We start from the raw sequence: 17,145 nt of genomic DNA, 5'->3' as shown, positions 1-17,145 counted from the left end.
GCTCGACCCCAGGCATACTATGCGTACAGAATCTGCATCATTCTATAGAGACGGCTCCGCTGAGCGAAAGCGGGAGTCGCAGCGCTGCGGCGCCATCGAGACCTACTATGACGTTTAAAAACCCTATTATCGGCCTTTGCCAACAAGCGACCTACCAGATCAGCGCCACCCGGGTGGACCAGTGCCCGCCGGATATTGGCTACGAAGTCGCCTTTGCCGGCCGCTCTAACGCGGGCAAATCCAGTGCACTCAATACCCTGACCCATGCCAGCCTGGCCCGTACCTCCAAAACCCCTGGCCGTACCCAGATGCTCAACTTTTTCCAGTTGGATGAGGAGCGACGTCTGGTCGACCTGCCTGGCTATGGCTATGCCAAGGTCCCGATTCCGCTCAAACAGCACTGGCAGCAGCACCTGGAAGCCTATCTGGGCAGCCGTGAGAGCCTTGTGGGTATCGTCTTGCTGATGGATATACGCCACCCACTGACCGAGTTTGACCTCCTGATGCTGGACTGGGGCAAGGCAAGCCATATGCCGATCCATGTTCTGTTGACCAAGGCCGACAAGCTGGCTTTTGGCGCAGCCAAGAATGCACTGCTCAAGGTGCAGCGCGACATCAAGAAAGGCTGGGGCGACAACGCCAGCGTACAGCTGTTCTCGGCTCCCAAGCGTCAGGGAATCGAAGAAGCTCACAAGGTGTTGGCTCAATGGCTGGGGCTGCTTGAGGACGAAGCGGCCAGCGACGTGGAATAAGCACAGGAGCATGGCGCACTGAATTGTGGGTGCGCCATAGGCTGGCAGCACATGTCCATCGAAGCGCTACCGCTCTTGTTCAGGCAAAAACCTCTGCCGCATTTTTCCGGACGCAAAAAAAACCCCGATCTTCATTGGGGAGGGGAAAAGATCGGGGTTTAAGTTCGGACCGCTAGGGCGGGGTCCGTTAATCTGCCAACACTAAACAGCAAAGGAGCATCGAAGGGCTTCTCCAAGCCATTCACAAAATCAGACAGAACGGCTTCACAAAAGTTCTCCGTTCATCGAAAAAATGTCATAACCGCTTGTTATTTTTTCGAAGACTCATTCCTGAACCTCAAGATGCTGGCCAATTCGCTCCTTTTAGCCATTATTTCGCCATAAAACGCTGCAAAAGGCCTCAGCGGAGCCTTCTGCATGTCTTCTTAGTGCGCCTCGTCCCAATTACAGCCAACGCCTGCTTCCACAAGCAGCGGTACGTCCAGTTCAGCCGCACCACTCATCAACGGGCAGAGTTCTTCACGTACGGTCTCGACGAGATCTTCCCGTACTTCCAGTACCAGTTCGTCGTGTACCTGCAAAATGACGCGGGCATCAATACCCGAACGCTGTAGCCAATCATCCACACGCACCATGGCGCGCTTCATGATGTCGGCCGCCGTGCCCTGCATGGGCGCGTTGATCGCCGCACGTTCGGCACCACGACGGATGTTCTGGTTCTTGGAGTGAATATCCGGCAGGTACAGACGGCGGCCAAACAGCGTTTCCACATAGCCCTGATCCACGACCTGGGCGCGGGTGCGCTCCATGTAGGCCAGCACGCCGGGGTAACGCAGGAAGTATCGGTCGATATAGGCCTGGGCCTCCTTACGATCCACACCGATCTGCTTGGCCAGGCCAAACGAACTCATGCCGTAGATCAAGCCAAAGTTGATGGCCTTGGCGCGGCGACGCTGCTCGTTGGTTACCTCGTCCAGGCTTACGCCCATGACTTCGGCAGCCGTGGCACGGTGTACGTCCAGGTCGTTCTGGAATGCATGCAAAAGGCCTTCGTCCTGGGCCAGATGCGCCATGATGCGCAGCTCAATCTGCGAATAGTCCGCCGCCATCAGCTTGTATCCCTTGGGCGCGATAAAGGCCTGACGGATGCGGCGGCCCTCGGCGGTGCGGATCGGGATATTCTGCAGGTTCGGGTCAGACGAAGACAGCCGTCCCGTCGCCGTCACCGCCTGATGATAAGAGGTGTGGATACGCCCGGTGTGCGGGTTGATCTGCTGGGGCAGCTTGTCGGTATAGGTGCTCTTGAGCTTGCTCATCGAGCGGTGCTGCATGATGACCTTGGGCAGTGGGTAGTCCTGATCAGCCAACTCCTGAAGCACCGCTTCAGCCGTGGACGGCTGGCCGGACGCGGTCTTGGATACCACCGGCAGGCCTAGCTTCACAAACAGGATCTCGCCGAGCTGCTTGGGCGAGCCCAGGTTGAACTCCTGGCCGGCCAATTCGTAGGCCTCTTTCTCCAACGCGATCATCTTTTCACCCAGCTCGCGGCTCTGCACGCCAAGCAGATCGCGGTCCACATAGGCCCCGTTCTGCTCGATACGCGCCAGTACCGGCACCAGTGGCATCTCGATGTCTTTCAGCACGCTGGCCAGCGCCGGAACGGCCTCCAGCTTGGGCCAGAGGGCCTGATGCAGGCGCAGGGTAACGTCAGCATCTTCGGCGGCGTAAGGGCCGGCCTGCTCCAGGGCAATCTGGTCGAAGGTCAGCTGCTTGGCGCCCTTGCCGGCAATGTCCTCGAAGCGGATGGTGCTATGGCCAAGATATTTGAGCGCCAGGCTGTCCATGTCATGACGGGTGGCGGTGGCGTCCAGCACGTAGGATTCGAGCATGGTGTCGAAGGCAATGCCGCGCAGGGTGATGCCATAGCGGGCAAAGACGTTCTTGTCGTACTTGCCGTGCTGCATGATCTTGAGCTTGGTCTCGTCTTCCAGCAATGGCTTGAGCGCAGCCAGTACGGCGTCACGGTCAAGCTGGGCGGGCGCCCCCATGTAATTGTGCGCAACCGGCACATAGGCCGCCTCGCCTGCTGTTACCGCGAACGAGATACCGGCCAGATCCGCCTGATGAGCGTCCAGGCTGTTGGTTTCGGTGTCCAGGGCAAACAGGTCGGCCGCCTTCAGCTTTTCCAGCCAGGCGTCGAATTCGTCCTGGGTCAGGACCGTTTGGTAATCGAGCTCCAGTGTCGCCTGCTCGCTTTCACCCAGTGGCAGCGGTTCGCCGCTGTCCTTGGCCTCCCGCAGCAGGTCGTCCAGCCAGGATTTGAATTCCATTTCCTTGTACAGGGCGATCAGCGCTTCGCGGTGAGGTTCCTCCGGCATCAGCTCATCGAATTTTACGTCGAGCGGAACATCGATCTTGATAGTTGCCAGCTGATACGAAAGATACGCCTGATCGCGGTGCTGCTCGAGCTTGGCCGCCAGCGACTTGGCGCCGCGGATCGGTAGCGTAGCCACCTTGTCCAAATTGGCATACAGCGCGTCCAAGCCGCCGCCAATCCCGTTGAGCAGGCCACAGGCCGTCTTCTCGCCAATGCCCGGTACGCCGGGAATGTTGTCGATCTTGTCGCCCATGAGTGCCAGGAAGTCGATAATGTGCTCAGGCCCCACACCAAACTTCTCTTTCACACCATCGACGTCCAGCACGCTGCCGCTCATGGTGTTGACCAGCGTGACATGTTCGCAGACCAGCTGGGCCATGTCCTTGTCGCCTGTGGAAATCACCACCGGACGAGAAGCAGCTGCGCAGCTGCGGGCCAGAGTGCCGATCACATCGTCCGCCTCGACGCCTTCCACATTGAGCAGCGGCAGGCCCAGGGCGCGAATGCAGGCGTGCAGCGGCTCGACCTGACTGCGCAGGTCATCGGGCATGGCCGGGCGATGGGCCTTGTAGTCGGCGAAGAGTTCATCGCGGAACGTTGGGCCCTTGGCATCGAAGACTACGGCAAAGGGGCTGTCCGGGTATTGTCTGCGCAGGGACAGCAGCATGTTGAGGACGCCTTTCACGGCGCCGGTCGGCCGGCCGGTCGATGTCATCAACGGCGGCAGGGCATGGAAGGCACGGTAGAGATAGGAGGAACCGTCCACCAGGACGAGAGGCGCTTGGCTCATGAGCGAGATCAACCTTTTCGCGAGGCCTAGAGGTAGAATTTCCTCTGACCTATTCAAAAGGACAAGGTTACCATGCGAGTGCTCAGCAGACTTTTACTCATCGGTCTTTTAGCTGCCCCTACCGTACCCGTACTGGCCCAGGAGGACCCTTCGCCCGAGCCGGACGTGACTATCCGTCATGATGGCGACAAGACCATCCAGGAATACCGCGTGAACGGTTTTCTGTATGCCATCAAAATCACTCCCAAGCACGGCAAGCCGTATTTTCTGGTGCGCGCCGATGGCGACAGCAATTTCATCCGCTCGGACCAGCCCGACATGCTGATTCCCCAATGGGAAATCTTCCGCTGGTGATTTTATTCGGCCCTGTCGGTACGGGTGGCTGTTCCTCAGGCGGCAGCAGGCGGTAAACTGCCCGCCGTTTTTCGGCTTGCAGGCCGTTCTCGTCCATGACGCTTTGAGGAAAGCTTCGCCCCATGTCTGTCTTTACCCCGCTCGACCGCCCGACGCTTGAAGCTTTCCTGGCAGACTATGGCCTTGGCCGCCTGCGCGACTTTCGCGGTATTGCCGAAGGGTCCGAGAACACCAACTACTTCATCAGCCTGGAAGGCGGTGAGTTCGTGCTGACACTGGTCGAGCGCGGTCCGGCAGCCGATCTGCCGTTTTTCATCCAGCTCCTGGATGTGCTGCATGAAGCCGATCTGCCAGTGCCGTATGCGCTGCGCACCGAGGCGGGAGACGGACTACGGACCCTGAAGGGCAAGCCTGCCCTGCTGCAGCCGCGGCTACCAGGCAAGCATGAGCGCGTACCGAACCCTCATCACTGCCAGGAAGTCGGCTCGCTGCTGGCCTGCATCCACTTGGCAACACGCGATCGAATCATCGAGCGCCCAAGCGACCGGGGTCTTGCCTGGATGCTGGAGCAGGGCCCACAACTGGCAAACGAGCTACCCGAATCGGCCCAGGCGATGTTGCATAACACACTGGAGGAGATTCGCGCGCTGCAGGAGCGAAACCCCAACCTGCCATGCGCCAACCTGCATGCCGACCTGTTCCGCGACAACGTAATGTTCGACGGGCCGCACCTGTCTGGCGTAATCGACTTCTACAATGCCTGCTCAGGCTGGATGCTCTATGACCTCGCCATCACGGTGAATGACTGGTGCTCCCGCGAAGACGGCTCGCTCGACGAGCCGCGCGCCCGCTCATTACTGGCCGCCTATGCCGCCAAGCGCCGCTTCACGCCGCTCGAAGTCGAACTCTGGCCGGTTATGCTGCGGATTGCCTGCGTACGCTTCTGGCTGTCCCGCCTGATTGCCGCCAAGGCCTTTGCCGGTCAGGATGTGCTGATCCACGACCCTGCCGAGTTCGAGCACCGTCTCGCCCAGCGCCAGAGTGTTGCGCTGCGACTCCCCCTGTCGCTGTGAGCTTTTCGAGGGCTTCGTCCTGTATACGAAGCCCCTGCCTCAACGACTCAGCTAGTCAAAATCGCCTTTGCCTAAATTTTACCCAGGCAATCCGTCAGCTTGCCCGTCAGGTTGGTCAGCAGCGTCTCATAACCGGAGGCATTGACTGGCGCATCAGCGCCCAGCGGATCCAGTTCGGACAGCGTGACTGGCAGGCCCTGGCTTAGCGTATCGGCCAGACGTGGGCGCAGCGGCGGCTCGGTAAAGACACAGGTGGGCCCGGCGCTCTTCAGCATGGCGCGCATTGCGGCAACATGGCGGGCGCCCGGCTGCACATCCCCACTGATGGCAAATACACCACGGTGTGACAGGCCGTAGGCTTCCTCGAGGTAGTCGAAGGCCTCATGGAAGACGAAATACGGCTTGCCGATCAAGGGCGTCAGATCCTGCTTGAGCTGGCCATCGAGGCGGTCGAGCCGCTGATTGAAGGCTGCCAGATTCGCCTTGTAGCGGTCGGCGTTGGCACTGTCCTGGGCCGAAAGATCAGCCGCCATCCTGGCAGCGATCACACGTGCGTTGTTCAGCGAGAGCCAGAGATGCGCATCGATGGAGCCGGGACGATGGTCATGGTCGTGCTCGAAAGCTTCGTCATGGCCATGGTCGTGTTCGTGCTCGTGATCTGCTTCGGCGCTGAAATTGACGAAGCGCCGCAGGTGCAGATCAGGTAGCTCCTGTATGGCGACGCTGGGCTTGTCCCGGCCGGGCAACACATCCTTGAGAAAGACTTCCATGTCCGGCCCTACCCAATAGAACAGCTGCGCCTCGCGGATGCGCCGTATGTCGGAAGGCCGCAGGGCGTAGTTGTGCGGGGAGGCGCCTGGTGGCAGCAGGACATCGGGCGTATCGACACCCTCTTGCACCGCCGCAGCAATCAGCTGTAGGGGTTTGATGCTGGTCAGTACGTTGACCTCGGCATGGGCCGAGGCTGCAAAAGCGGTCAGGCCGAACAGAGCGCCGGCAATCAGGGATCGGATCACGGAAGGGTCTCAAAGCAGTACGTTTGCAATATAATAACGTCCCTATTCATAAACGGCTCATTTCAATGACGAGTATCCCTCTGGCTTCTCGCCCGCATGACCATTCCCATTGCGTCACCCATGCGCTGGGTGAGGCCGAATCGCTGTGCACGAAGTCCGGTGTACGCCTGACCGACCTGCGCCGCCGCGTGCTGGAGCTGGTCTGGCAAAGCCACAAGCCGCTCGGGGCCTATGACATCCTGGCGGTTCTCAGCGAGCAGGACGGCCGCCGTGCTGCACCGCCGACCGTTTATCGTGCGCTGGATTTCCTGCTCGAAAACGGCCTGGTGCACCGCATCGCCTCCCTGAACGCCTTTATTGGCTGCAATCACCCAGGGCATGCCCACCAGGGTCAGTTCCTGATCTGCCGCCATTGCCATGTGGCAATCGAGCTTGAACAGCCTGCCATTCATGAGGCTATTCAGGCAGGTGCCGGCACGGTCGGCTTCAAGGTCGAAGGCCAGACAGTTGAAGTCATCGGCCTCTGCTCTGCCTGCCAGGACGCTCAATGAGCGATGCGCTGATCCAGCTGTCCGATGTGGGCGTGCGCTTTTCCGGGCAGAACATTCTTGATCAGGTAAACCTGACCCTCACGCGTGGCGAAATCGTCACGCTGATCGGGCCCAACGGGGCCGGCAAGACAACACTGGTGCGCACCGTACTGGGTCTGCTCAAGCCGGACACCGGCAGCGTCTGGCGTCAGCCACGCCTGACGATTGGCTACATGCCGCAAAAGCTGCACGTAGATGCAACGCTTCCGCTCTCTGTGCTGCGGTTCCTGCGGCTCGTGCCGGGTGTAGACCGTACAAGTGCCGCCAGCGCCCTGGCCGAGGTAGGTGCAGATCACTTACTCGACAGCCCTTTGCAAACCATTTCCGGAGGCGAGTTGCAGCGCGTGCTGCTGGCCCGTGCGCTCTTGCGCAAGCCCGAGCTGCTGGTGCTCGACGAGCCGGTCCAGGGTGTGGACGTAAGCGGTCAGGCGGAGCTCTATCGGCTCATTACCCAATTGCGCAACCGCTACGGCTGTGGCGTGCTGATGGTTTCCCATGACCTGCATCTGGTCATGAGCACCACTGATCAGGTCGTCTGCCTGAATCATCACATCTGCTGCTCCGGCCATCCCGAGCAGGTCAGCGGCGATCCGGCCTTTGTCGAACTGTTCGGCCAGGACGCGCGCAGCCTCGCGATCTACCACCATCACCACGACCATGCCCATGAACTGCATGGCGGCGTCGTGATGAAACCCCACGTCCATGGTGAACACTGCAAGCATGGCTGATTTTCTTCTTTACGCCTTGCTCGCCGGGCTTGCATTGGCGGTTGTTGCCGGGCCGCTGGGCTCGTTCGTGGTCTGGCGACGTATGGCCTATTTTGGCGACACCCTTTCCCACGCAGCCCTGCTCGGTGTGGCGATGGGCTTTTTGCTTGATGTCAGCCCGACCCTGGCGGTTACCGTTGGCTGCGTCGTTCTGGCTGTCCTTCTGGTATTGCTCCAGCGCCGCCGGGGCCTGGCCGCCGATACGCTGCTGGGCATCATGTCCCACAGCACCTTGTCGCTAGGCCTGGTGGCTTTGTCCTTCATGAAGGACGTACGGATCGACCTGATGAGCTATCTCTTTGGGGATCTGCTTGCCGTCAGCCAGAGCGATCTGTGGTGGATTCTGATCGGCAGCGTGATCGTACTGGCCGCGCTGGCCGCGCTCTGGCGCCCCCTGCTAGCCATTACCGTCCACGAGGAATTGGCCCAGGTGGAAGGCCTGCCGGTTACGGCCATCCGCATGGCCCTGATGCTGCTCATTGCCATCGTGATTGCGGTCGCGATGAAAATCGTCGGCGTCCTGCTGATCACGTCGCTGCTCATCATTCCCGCCGCTGCCGCGCAGCGCCATGCCCGCAGCCCCGAGCAAATGGCCTTTGGCGCCAGTGTGCTGGGGATCATTGCGGTGTGCCTGGGCCTATCGCTGTCGTGGTATCAGGACACGCCTGCCGGCCCCTCCATCGTGGTCTCGGCCGCAGCGCTCTTCCTGCTCAGCTTTACCCTGCCCCGACGGGCTTAAGCGTCACTGGACCTGAAAAGCCCCGCCTAGGCGGGGCTTTTTTATTGGTCAGAGAACACTCTTTAGAACTGCGCGGCAATGGCCTTGCCAAGCGCCTCGGTCGTTCCCGTCCCGCCAATATCCCGTGTCAGCGGTGCATTGTCCGGACCTTTTGCCAGAACGGTCTCGATGGCAGCCAGTACTGCCGCGCCAGCGTCATGGTGGCCCAGGTGCTCCAGCATCATCGCGCCGCACCAGATCTGCCCGATGGGATTGGCAATCCCCTGGCCTGCAATGTCCGGCGCCGAGCCATGGACGGGCTCGAACAGGCTAGGGAAGCGGCGGTCCGGATTGATGTTGGCCGAAGGCGCAATACCGATCGTACCCGTGCAGGCCGGGCCAAGGTCGGAAAGAATGTCCCCGAACAGATTGCTTGCCACGACGACGTCGAACCAGTTCGGATGCAGCACAAAATTCGCCGTCAGGATATCGATGTGGTATTTGTCGATCTTGACCTCTGGATAGCCTGCCGCCATGGCTTCCACCCGCTCGTCCCAGTAAGGCATGGTGATGGAAATGCCGTTGGATTTGGTGGCCGAGGTCAGGTGTTTCTTCGGACGCCGCTGCGCCAGCTCAAAGGCGAACTTGAGGATGCGATCGACCCCGATACGGCTCATGACCGTTTCCTGCATGACCACTTCGCGCTCGGTGCCGGCAAACATCTTGCCGCCGATGCTGGAGTATTCGCCTTCGGTATTCTCGCGCACCACATAGAAATCGATATCACCCGGCTTGCGGTTGGCCAGCGGGCTTCTCACGCCCGGCATCAGGCGGCAGGGGCGCAGGTTCACGTACTGGTCGAAGTCACGGCGGAATTTCAGCAGCGACTCCCACAAGGAGACATGATCAGGAACCACCTCGGGCCAGCCCACCGCGCCAAAGTAAATCGCGTCGTAGCCCTTGAGCCGTTCGAACCAGTTGTCCGGCATCATCTTGCCGTGCTTCACGTAGTAATCCGCACAGGCAAAATCAAACCAGTCCCATTGCAGCGTCAGGTTGAATGCCTTTGCAGCGGCATCCATGACCCGAATGCCCTCAGGCATGACTTCCTTGCCGATGCCATCGCCGGGAATGACTGCAATCCGGTAACAGGGCGTGCTCATGGGCGAATCCTCTTGTAGTTGATACACAGTCCGGCCAGTGTTATTCACTCCTCCGATCCACACAATTCGCCTTTGAAGAAAGCCATTATTGAATTCAGGTAAAGAATTGCATGTCCGCCATTGATGACCTCAGCTTTTTCCAGCGCGTCGCCACACGGGGCAGCCTTACCGCCGTGGCGCGTGAGCTGGGGCTGTCACTCCCTGCAGTAAGCAAGCGACTGACGCAGCTGGAACAGCGCCTGGGTGTTCAGCTGGTACAACGCACGACGAGACGGCTTGACCTGACGGCAGAAGGCGAGCTGTACCTGGAGGGCGCCCGGCCGATTCTCCAGCAGCTGGAGGAGTTAGAAAGCGCCTTGGGCAACCAACGCCAGACCTTGCGCGGGCAGCTCAGAATCAACGCAACCTTTGGCTTTGGGCGACGCCACCTCGCCCCTGTCCTGTCCCGCTTTGCCCAGGAGTACCCTGATGTCGAGCTATCCCTTGAGCTGACCAGCCAGCCGCTCAGCCTGCTGGACCAGGGCATGGATATCGGTATTCGCATGGGCGAGCCGCCGGACTCACGCCTGGTCGGCCATCGCCTGCTGGGCAATCCGCGCCTGCTCTGTGCCTCTCCAGCCTATCTGAGCCGCGCCGGTACGCCCCATGAGGTATCCGAGCTGAGTGCACATAACTGCATCGTGCTGCGCCAGGATGGCAGCGACTACGCTATCTGGCGTTTCCATAAGGAGGGACGTGAGTACGCTCACAAGGTCAGCGGCAGCCTGTCGAGCAATGATGGAGAAGTTGCCCTGCAATGGGCGCTGGACGGCCATGGCCTGATCCTGCGCTCCTGGTGGGATGTCCATGAGCACCTCGCCTCGGGCGCCCTGCTGCCGCTGCTGACCGCGTACGAGGCACCCCGTGCCGACATCTACGCGGTCTACCCGTACCGCCGGCACGTGCCTCGCCGTATCAAGGTCTTTGTCCGCTATCTGGCCCAAGCGTTGGAGGCGCGCCTGCCCAATGCTCCCGAGCCCGTTCGTAACGCGCCGGGATAGAAACGGCTCCTCCCCGGTCGTATCACCGATACCGCCGGAAATATACGACTCCCTTCATCTCGACACAGGAGTAATCATGTCCTCGATTCCGAGCCTTCAACTCAATGACGGTCACCATATTCCCCAGTTCGGCCTGGGCACTTGGAAAACCCCGAACGAAGAAGCGCCCCAGCTGATCCGCTCAGCCCTCGAAATGGGCTACCGCCACATCGATACAGCGGCTGCCTATAACAACGAGGAAGGCGTAGGCCAGGGCATCGCCGAATCCGGCATCGACCGCAGCGAACTCTTCGTGACAACCAAGCTGTGGAACGAGCGCCAGGGCTTCGACGAAACCCTCAAGGCCTTTGACGAGAGCCTGTCCAAGCTCAAGCTGGACTACGTAGACCTCTACCTCATTCACTGGCCCTGCCCCAAGGCTGGCAAGTTTCTGGATACCTGGAAAGCGTTCCTGCGCCTGCGTGAAGAGGGTCGCGTTCGCTCGGTAGGCGTATCCAACTTCCGCCAGGAAGATCTGGAGCAGATCATTCTGGAGACTGGTGTAACCCCAGTGGTGAACCAGATCGAAGTTCATCCGCTGCTACAGCAAAATGACCTGCGCGAAGTGAACCGTCAGAAGAATATCCTGACCGAAGCCTGGAGTCCGCTCGCTCAGGGCGGCGAGCTGCTCAAGCATCCCTTGTTCCAGGAACTGGCGAAAAAGCATGGCAAGACGCCTGCCCAAGTCATCCTGCGCTGGCATGTCGAGCTTGGTTCAATCATTTTTCCCAAATCCACCAATCCCGAACGTATCCGCGAAAATGCCGATATTTTCGACTTCAGCCTCGACAGCGATGACATGCAAAAGATCGCCGCTCTGGATGAAGGCAAGCGCCTGGGCCCGGACCCGGCAGAATTCTGCTAATCCATCGGGCACAAAAAACCCCGCTTAGGCGGGGTTTTTCATGTGCATCGATCAGCGCGTCACTCAATAGACCGGCTGTTGAGACGCGGCCACGCCGGGCGTGGACATTGGCTGCAGCTGATGCGAATTGTGCAGCACTTCGATCAGGCAGTCTTCAAGCTCGAAGCGCTCATCGAGCAGTTTGCCCAGTTGCTGCAGCTCAACCAGCAGGCGAGCCGGCTCATGGCAGTCGCCACTGTCGCAACGGTCATTGAAATTCAGGGCAGCCTCGGTCAAGGCCTGCAGGCGTGGATAAACGGTATGGGCAAATTCCATGGCACGCTGATCATCAAAGGCCTTTGCCTCGTTCATCAGTTGCTCATAGATTTCGAAGTGCCCTGCCGATACATAGTCCACGAGCAGATCGCACAGCTGCTCAAGGCCCTTGTGGTTTACCATCGGAGCCAACTGAGGCTCTAGCTGCAGGGCTTGATATGCCGTTACCAGTTTTTGACGTTCCTGCAACCAGCGATCAATCATCTGGTGCACCCCACCCCAACGTTCTTGTGCATTTCGGCAACGTTCAAGCATGACGAACTCTTCCTCAGCGGCGAAACAATAGCCCCGACGGTCTTCGTCGTAAGGCGTTCGACCCGGTTAATCCAACCAGAGACTGTTCGGACACCGTCGAAGCAGAGTAGTGCCGTTCAGTGATCGACTGCAACCCCTGTGACCTGCTGAACGGCATTCCGATTATCGGACAATGACACCACGGGAGCGGCGGAAGAACTGATAGATCGAAAGCAGAATAAAGCCGGTAAAGGCCAGCAGGCTCCACTCCGGCACGCTCATGCCAAACAATGTCCAGTTCACTTCAGCGCAATCGGCCGTGCCATGCAGAACCAGGCGCACAACGTCCTGGAATGGCAGGGCCTGCATCATGTAATCCAGGCTGGGCAGGCAGGCAGGCAGCTGGTCGGCCGGTAATGTCTGCAGCCACACTTGCCGACCGGCGGTCGCAGCGCCCAGGGCCGAGGACAGAAAGATCAGGACCGCATAGACACGCTGGCCGCGGGTAGCCGGATTATGCAGGGCCGCGATGAACGCCAGGATACCGGCGATGATGAAGAATATCCGCTGGACGATACAGAGCGGGCAGGGTTCAAGGCCGAGGACGTGCTCAAGGTAAAGGCCGGCGGCCATGAGCACGGCGCAAGCAATAGCGATCAGCGAAAAAATAAAACGCGGGCTAGTCACGAGCAGGACGGCTCCAAAAGAAATAGAGGTCGCTACGGTAGTGAAAGCGTTGCGGCCTTTCAAGCGAAGTAAAGCAGCTTATACGCGGTAGGGCGGATGAGAGGTGCTGCAAGAGGGATAAAGGGTCTGGCGTGAAGAACCGCACCAGACCCTGCCTGAACACCTCTTAAGCCCGCAGCGCCGGAGGAGTCGGGCGGCTGCCGGTGCTTTCCAGCAGCAATTGGTTGCTGCGATCCGTCTCGCCCAGATGGATCAGAAGACGCGCCAATTCACCGCAGGCCTCGGGTGTGCGCTGGGCGCTCAGGCTGGCCTCGAGATAATCCCGCGCCTTACCCCAGAGTTGGTTGGTCTGACACAGACGGCCCAGCGTCAGCAACAGAACGGGGTCGTTTGGACGGTTGCGCAGCCAACCCTCGGCCAACTGCAGCTGTTTGGCCGGGTCACGGCTCTTGATGTAGCCATACAGGCGGACCAACCGGTCGTCGTAATTACGCTTGATGGCAGCACGCAGTACGTCCTCGGCATCATCCTCTCGGTTCAGCTCATGCAAACGAGCCGCGTAGGCATGGGCGATTTCCACGTCGCTTTTCAGCGCACTGGGGACCTGCTGCCATTGGCGCGCTATTGCCTGTGTAGGTGCCTCATCGCCAATGGGGCTAACCTCATCCAGCGAGGCCAACCAGGCGCGGCGCTCAAGATCACTTAATTCCGATTCGCCCAGAACCCGCTGTTTGCGCAACTCCGGCAACAGGCCGATCAGTGCCGGCCAATCACGCGTGGTCACATACAGGCGCTGCATCAGTGAGAGTACGTAGGGATGCTTGGGATACTTTGCATGCAAAGGCGCCAGGCTTGCCAGTGCCTCGGAATACTGCGCCCGATGGATCTGCAATTGAGTCTGAGTCAGACCGATGGCCACATCGGCATGGGGCTCGCGCTCTCGGGCCTTCTGCAGAAGCGCGTCGCTTTCTTCGTACTGACCCATCTCGTTGGCAGCCCGGGCGGCACCCAGATAGTGAGTCAGCGGGTGTGCATCGCTTTCCGCTGCAGTCTTCAGGTGCTTGAGCGCTGACGACCAGTCACCTTCAGCCAGCTCCAGCTGACCACGATGAGCGGCCTGGGCGACACGGCGTTGCTTGTTGTAACGCGACCAGGGATTGACCACTCGGCCCGAAACGCCAAGGGCCGACAAGGCCAGCCGCAACAGGTACAGGACGATCACGGCCGCTACGATCAGGGCGAGGAACCCCCAGAAGCTCGATTCGTAACGGAAGCTGTTGTAGGAGAACAGCACATAGCCTGACTCATCCGCCATGATGACGGCTACCCCGAGGGCAACCAGTACGGCAAATAGGAACAGCAGGGTCAATCGTTTCACAGTTGCTCCTCCTGGGCAGGCGACGCAGCCGGGGGTGCAGGCTGGGCAGAAGTAGTCGATTCAGGTTGCTGACGGCGGGCGATATACGCCTGAAGAGCCGACAGCGTCGGGCTGAGATCCGGTGGATTGAGCGTTACAGGCTTGTCCGCCAGCTCGCTCAAGGTCTCACGAACCGCGCGGCTTTCAGCGTTCTGGCTATTGAAGTGAGCCTCAAGAACGCCTTGCGCCTGGGTCAGCGCACGCTGGTAGACCGCCTGGTTGCCATTGAGTGCTCCCCACTGAGCTTGCTCAAGGGCCAGGTTCATGGCCAGGCGGACCTGGGCCAGGCTTTCCTCAGCCAGCAGCGGCTTGATGGGTTTGTCCGCTGAAAAATCGATCCGGAAGTAGCCGGAAACACGCTCGCGCAGACGCTGCCAGGCACGCACGAAGCGGTTCGTGCTTTCCTCGCTGGCCTGGACACCGGGCTGATCCCCTTCGGGATGCACAAAGCGCGGCGGCAGCGGCTCAAGCGTTTGTACCTGATCTCGCAAAGCGGACAGCTGAACGAACAGGCCGGTGCGGTCCAAGTCCGGCAGCTGGCGCAGCGCCTGCTGACTGTTCGCCAGCTGCTGGCGCACGGCAAAGGCGCCCGGATCGTTCTGCGACTTGAGAATCTCATCGACCGCCTGGAGCAGGTTTTGCGCGCTGGGCACATCCTGCAGCGCTGTCAGGCGCAGCGTGGCCATGCGCATCAGGTGCTCGGCCTCGGTCAGGCGCCAGACTTGCCGGCTCTGCCCAACCACTTCATTGAATTGCTGGGCCAGGTGCTGCTGGTCGGCCTGCAGCTGGCTCATCAGCCGGCGGCGGCTTTCGAAATCTTCTGCATTGGGCAGTTTTTCCAGCTGAGCGGCCAGGGCCTGCTCACGCTGCTCGACCTGACGCGTCAGGCTACGGGCATCTTCAAGCTGAGCCAGCTGGGCATGATCCTGCTCATGCAGGGTCCGTGTCTGCCAGAGGCTCCAGCCACCGGCCGCCAGGCCGGCAGCGCCTACCAGCAATGCCAGCAGAGCCAGCCCGGCACTGCCACGCCGGGGCTTTTCCGGAGTCGGGGCAGGTGGAGGCGTCGCGTTGACGGTCTCGCCAGATGCCGGTACGGCATCGTCAGTGGGAGTGACTGTTTCGCTCACAAGTCCTTCCTTTGATCGGTTATTCAAGGATGATGCTCTTCAAGCGCCGCCAGTACCGCAGCGGTACTGGCGCCATGACAGGTAATGACACGCTGGATACCGGCCGCGCGGGCCTGCTCGGCCACACGCTCGCTGGGTACCAGCAGCGGCACCGAACACACGTCCGGCCATGCGGAGCCGGCCAGGGTACGCAGGTGCGCGAAACTCTGCCCACTGCTGACCATGATGCCATTGAGGCGTTCCGCTGCAAGGCACTCGGTCAGGGCATTTTGTGGATGATCCGGCAATACGCGCCGGTACAACTCAAGGTAGTCGACCTGCACGCCTCGCTCACGCAGCGTGTCGGCCATGGTTTCCCGGCCACCTTCGCCCCGCAGGATCAGCACGCGGGAATCGGCCTCCTGCAAGGCTTGATCAAGCTGCGGCAAGGCCAGGATGCCCTCGCTGTCTTCGCTCTGGTCGGGCGTGATGATCGAAAGACCATACGCTTCGAGAATATCCGCCGTGGCGGCGCCTACGGCGAACCAGGTCTGGTTAATGGGCAGCTGCGGCCAGTACTGGTCAAGCCGCTCCAGGCCGAGTCGGGCGGCCGGCTTGCTGACCACGATGACCGCCTTGTAGCGGTCCAGATCCAGCATAAGGGTGCGCTGCTCCGGTGTCTCAGGCAGCGGCTCGATGGCCAGTAACGGCAGGCTGGCGCTGTAAATGCCCCGCTCGTCCAGTGCAGCCGCCAGGGGTATGCACTCTTCGGCCGGACGGGTCAGAAGCAGCCGCCAAGCCGTCATGGCTGGGCAGCCTCGTCGTAAACGGCCCGTAGAATGTCACCGGCGCCCTGGGCAAGTAGCTCATCCGCAACCTGGATACCCAATGCAGACGGGTCGATAACCGATCCCCGCGCCTCGGCGCGCAGCAGCAGGGTGCCATCCGGCTGACCCACCAGGCCACGCAACCAGAGTTCTTCGCCTTCGCGGATGGCATAGCAGGCAATGGGCACCTGGCAACCGCCGTTGAGATGGCGGTTCATGGCGCGCTCGGCAATGACGCGCTGCTCGGTCTCCAGATGATGGAGCGGCTTCAGGAGTTCGTGGACTTCGGCATCGTCCGTGCGGCACTCGATGCCTACCGCGCCCTGTCCACCTGCCGGAAGGCTGTCTTCGACACTGATGGATTCACGGATGCGGTCCTGAAAACCCAGACGGATCAGCCCGGCCGCTGCCAGAATGATGGCGTGATAATCGCCTGCATCCAGCTTGGCAAGGCGCGTATTGACGTTGCCCCTTAGGAAACGGATCTCAAGGTCTGGGCGTTGGGCCAGCAGCTGGGCCTGACGGCGCAGACTGGAAGTACCCACAATGCTACCGGCCGGCAGATCCGCCAGACTGGAATAGGTGTTGGAAACGAAGGCATCGCGTGCATCTTCCCGCTCGCAGATGGCGTAGAGCCCAAGGCCTTCGGGAAACTCCATCGGCACATCCTTCATGGAATGCACGGCAATGTCGGCCTCGCCTTCGAGCAGCGCCGTTTCCAACTCCTTGACGAACAAGCCCTTGCCACCAATCTTCGCCAGCGGTGCATCGAGCAGCTTGTCGCCCCGGCTGGTCATCGGCAACAGACTGACGTGCAACCCCGGGTGGGCTGCCTCCAGACGGGCCTTTACATACTCGGCCTGCCACAGGGCAAGCGCACTTTGACGCGTGGCAATGCGAATCTCGCGGTTCATGAGCCTATTCCGGGATTGAAACATGACCGGAATGATAACAGGCTCTCCTGTCGCAAGCCGCTTTCGCCCTGATAGGCAAGACCAATCGTCCGCGCGCCGTG

General features: G+C 60.5%; 17 protein-coding genes. 8 read left to right on the top strand and 9 right to left on the bottom strand.

All coding sequences use genetic code 11. From position 1 onward, the window contains the following. Window positions 1–107 precede the first annotated feature (107 nt). The gene (yihA, locus tag JQR90_RS01065; RefSeq protein WP_074821308.1) at window positions 108–752 is read left to right on the top strand and encodes a ribosome biogenesis GTP-binding protein YihA/YsxC; all 645 of its coding nucleotides are present in this window, start codon (window positions 108–110) and stop codon (window positions 750–752) included. A gap of 425 nt (window positions 753–1,177) precedes the next feature. On the opposite strand, the gene polA is transcribed toward yihA, so the two are convergent. Beyond that, window positions 1,178–3,919: a DNA polymerase I gene (gene polA, locus JQR90_RS01060; RefSeq protein WP_434140298.1), complete on the bottom strand. Its 2,742-nt coding sequence runs from the start codon at window positions 3,917–3,919 to the stop codon at window positions 1,178–1,180. Window positions 3,920–3,991: 72 nt separating this feature from the next. Between polA and JQR90_RS01055 the strand changes: the two genes are divergently transcribed. After that, window positions 3,992–4,273 (top strand): DUF2782 domain-containing protein, encoded by a 282-nt coding sequence (locus tag JQR90_RS01055; RefSeq protein ID WP_010796550.1) that lies wholly within the window; start codon window positions 3,992–3,994, stop codon window positions 4,271–4,273. Between the two features lie 122 nt (window positions 4,274–4,395). After that, window positions 4,396–5,346: a homoserine kinase gene (locus JQR90_RS01050; protein ID WP_010796549.1), complete on the top strand. Its 951-nt coding sequence runs from the start codon at window positions 4,396–4,398 to the stop codon at window positions 5,344–5,346. 71 nt (window positions 5,347–5,417) lie between these two features. Here JQR90_RS01050 and znuA read toward each other — a convergent pair whose 3' ends face one another. Next, entirely contained in the window at window positions 5,418–6,362 is a 945-nt protein-coding gene (gene znuA, locus JQR90_RS01045; protein WP_010796548.1) for a zinc ABC transporter substrate-binding protein ZnuA, read from the bottom strand. Between the two features lie 65 nt (window positions 6,363–6,427). Between znuA and JQR90_RS01040 the strand changes: the two genes are divergently transcribed. From JQR90_RS01040 to znuB, 3 genes are read left to right on the top strand one after another with little or no spacing between them, the layout of a single operon-like run. Further along, the gene (locus JQR90_RS01040) at window positions 6,428–6,913 is read left to right on the top strand and encodes a Fur family transcriptional regulator (RefSeq protein ID WP_010796547.1); all 486 of its coding nucleotides are present in this window, start codon (window positions 6,428–6,430) and stop codon (window positions 6,911–6,913) included. Next, window positions 6,910–7,680 carry a zinc ABC transporter ATP-binding protein ZnuC gene (gene znuC, locus JQR90_RS01035; protein WP_010796546.1) on the top strand — a complete coding sequence of 257 codons (771 nt, stop codon included), beginning with the start codon at window positions 6,910–6,912 and terminating at the stop codon, window positions 7,678–7,680. Before JQR90_RS01040 ends, znuC begins: the two co-directional genes overlap by 4 nt. Then, window positions 7,673–8,458, top strand: coding sequence for a zinc ABC transporter permease subunit ZnuB (gene znuB, locus JQR90_RS01030; RefSeq protein ID WP_037029903.1), 786 nt, complete (start codon window positions 7,673–7,675; stop codon window positions 8,456–8,458). Before znuC ends, znuB begins: the two co-directional genes overlap by 8 nt. 62 nt (window positions 8,459–8,520) lie before the next feature. On the opposite strand, the gene JQR90_RS01025 is transcribed toward znuB, so the two are convergent. Next, window positions 8,521–9,600, bottom strand: a complete 1,080-nt coding sequence (locus JQR90_RS01025) for a tartrate dehydrogenase (protein WP_010796544.1) — start codon at window positions 9,598–9,600, stop codon at window positions 8,521–8,523. Window positions 9,601–9,710: 110 nt separating this feature from the next. Between JQR90_RS01025 and JQR90_RS01020 the strand changes: the two genes are divergently transcribed. After that, window positions 9,711–10,640 (top strand): LysR substrate-binding domain-containing protein, encoded by a 930-nt coding sequence (locus JQR90_RS01020; protein WP_010796543.1) that lies wholly within the window; start codon window positions 9,711–9,713, stop codon window positions 10,638–10,640. Window positions 10,641–10,716: 76 nt separating this feature from the next. Continuing rightward, window positions 10,717–11,544: an aldo/keto reductase gene (locus JQR90_RS01015; protein WP_010796542.1), complete on the top strand. Its 828-nt coding sequence runs from the start codon at window positions 10,717–10,719 to the stop codon at window positions 11,542–11,544. Window positions 11,545–11,607: 63 nt separating this feature from the next. Here JQR90_RS01015 and JQR90_RS01010 read toward each other — a convergent pair whose 3' ends face one another. The 6 genes from JQR90_RS01010 to hemC form a co-directional block, all read right to left on the bottom strand. Further along, the gene (locus JQR90_RS01010; RefSeq protein WP_010796541.1) at window positions 11,608–12,114 is read right to left on the bottom strand and encodes an Rsd/AlgQ family anti-sigma factor; all 507 of its coding nucleotides are present in this window, start codon (window positions 12,112–12,114) and stop codon (window positions 11,608–11,610) included. Between the two features lie 162 nt (window positions 12,115–12,276). Beyond that, a complete protein-coding gene (locus JQR90_RS01005; protein WP_037030661.1) occupies window positions 12,277–12,786 on the bottom strand; it encodes a disulfide bond formation protein B in 510 nt (169 codons plus the stop codon). A 160-nt stretch (window positions 12,787–12,946) separates the two neighbouring features. Next, complete coding sequence (locus tag JQR90_RS01000) at window positions 12,947–14,158, bottom strand: heme biosynthesis protein HemY (protein WP_010796539.1); 1,212 nt, start codon at window positions 14,156–14,158, stop codon at window positions 12,947–12,949. Beyond that, window positions 14,155–15,324, bottom strand: a complete 1,170-nt coding sequence (locus tag JQR90_RS00995; RefSeq protein WP_073450077.1) for a uroporphyrinogen-III C-methyltransferase — start codon at window positions 15,322–15,324, stop codon at window positions 14,155–14,157. The genes JQR90_RS01000 and JQR90_RS00995 overlap by 4 nt, the downstream gene beginning before the upstream one ends. Before the next feature lie 23 nt (window positions 15,325–15,347). Then, on the bottom strand, window positions 15,348–16,109 hold the full coding sequence (locus JQR90_RS00990) for a uroporphyrinogen-III synthase (protein WP_010796537.1): 762 nt from the start codon (window positions 16,107–16,109) through the stop codon (window positions 15,348–15,350). Continuing rightward, the gene (gene hemC, locus JQR90_RS00985; RefSeq protein WP_230382228.1) at window positions 16,106–17,068 is read right to left on the bottom strand and encodes a hydroxymethylbilane synthase; all 963 of its coding nucleotides are present in this window, start codon (window positions 17,066–17,068) and stop codon (window positions 16,106–16,108) included. The genes JQR90_RS00990 and hemC overlap by 4 nt, the downstream gene beginning before the upstream one ends. Window positions 17,069–17,145: the final 77 nt, after the last annotated feature.

Origin of the sequence: Pseudomonas sp. JZ114 (genome assembly GCF_051027705.1) — a bacterium.
In the GTDB taxonomy this organism is placed as follows: Bacteria; Pseudomonadota; Gammaproteobacteria; order Pseudomonadales; family Pseudomonadaceae; genus Chryseomonas; species Chryseomonas luteola.
The sequence above is the reverse complement of the archived record's forward strand: the minus strand, read 5'-3'. Positions and strand labels throughout refer to the sequence as shown.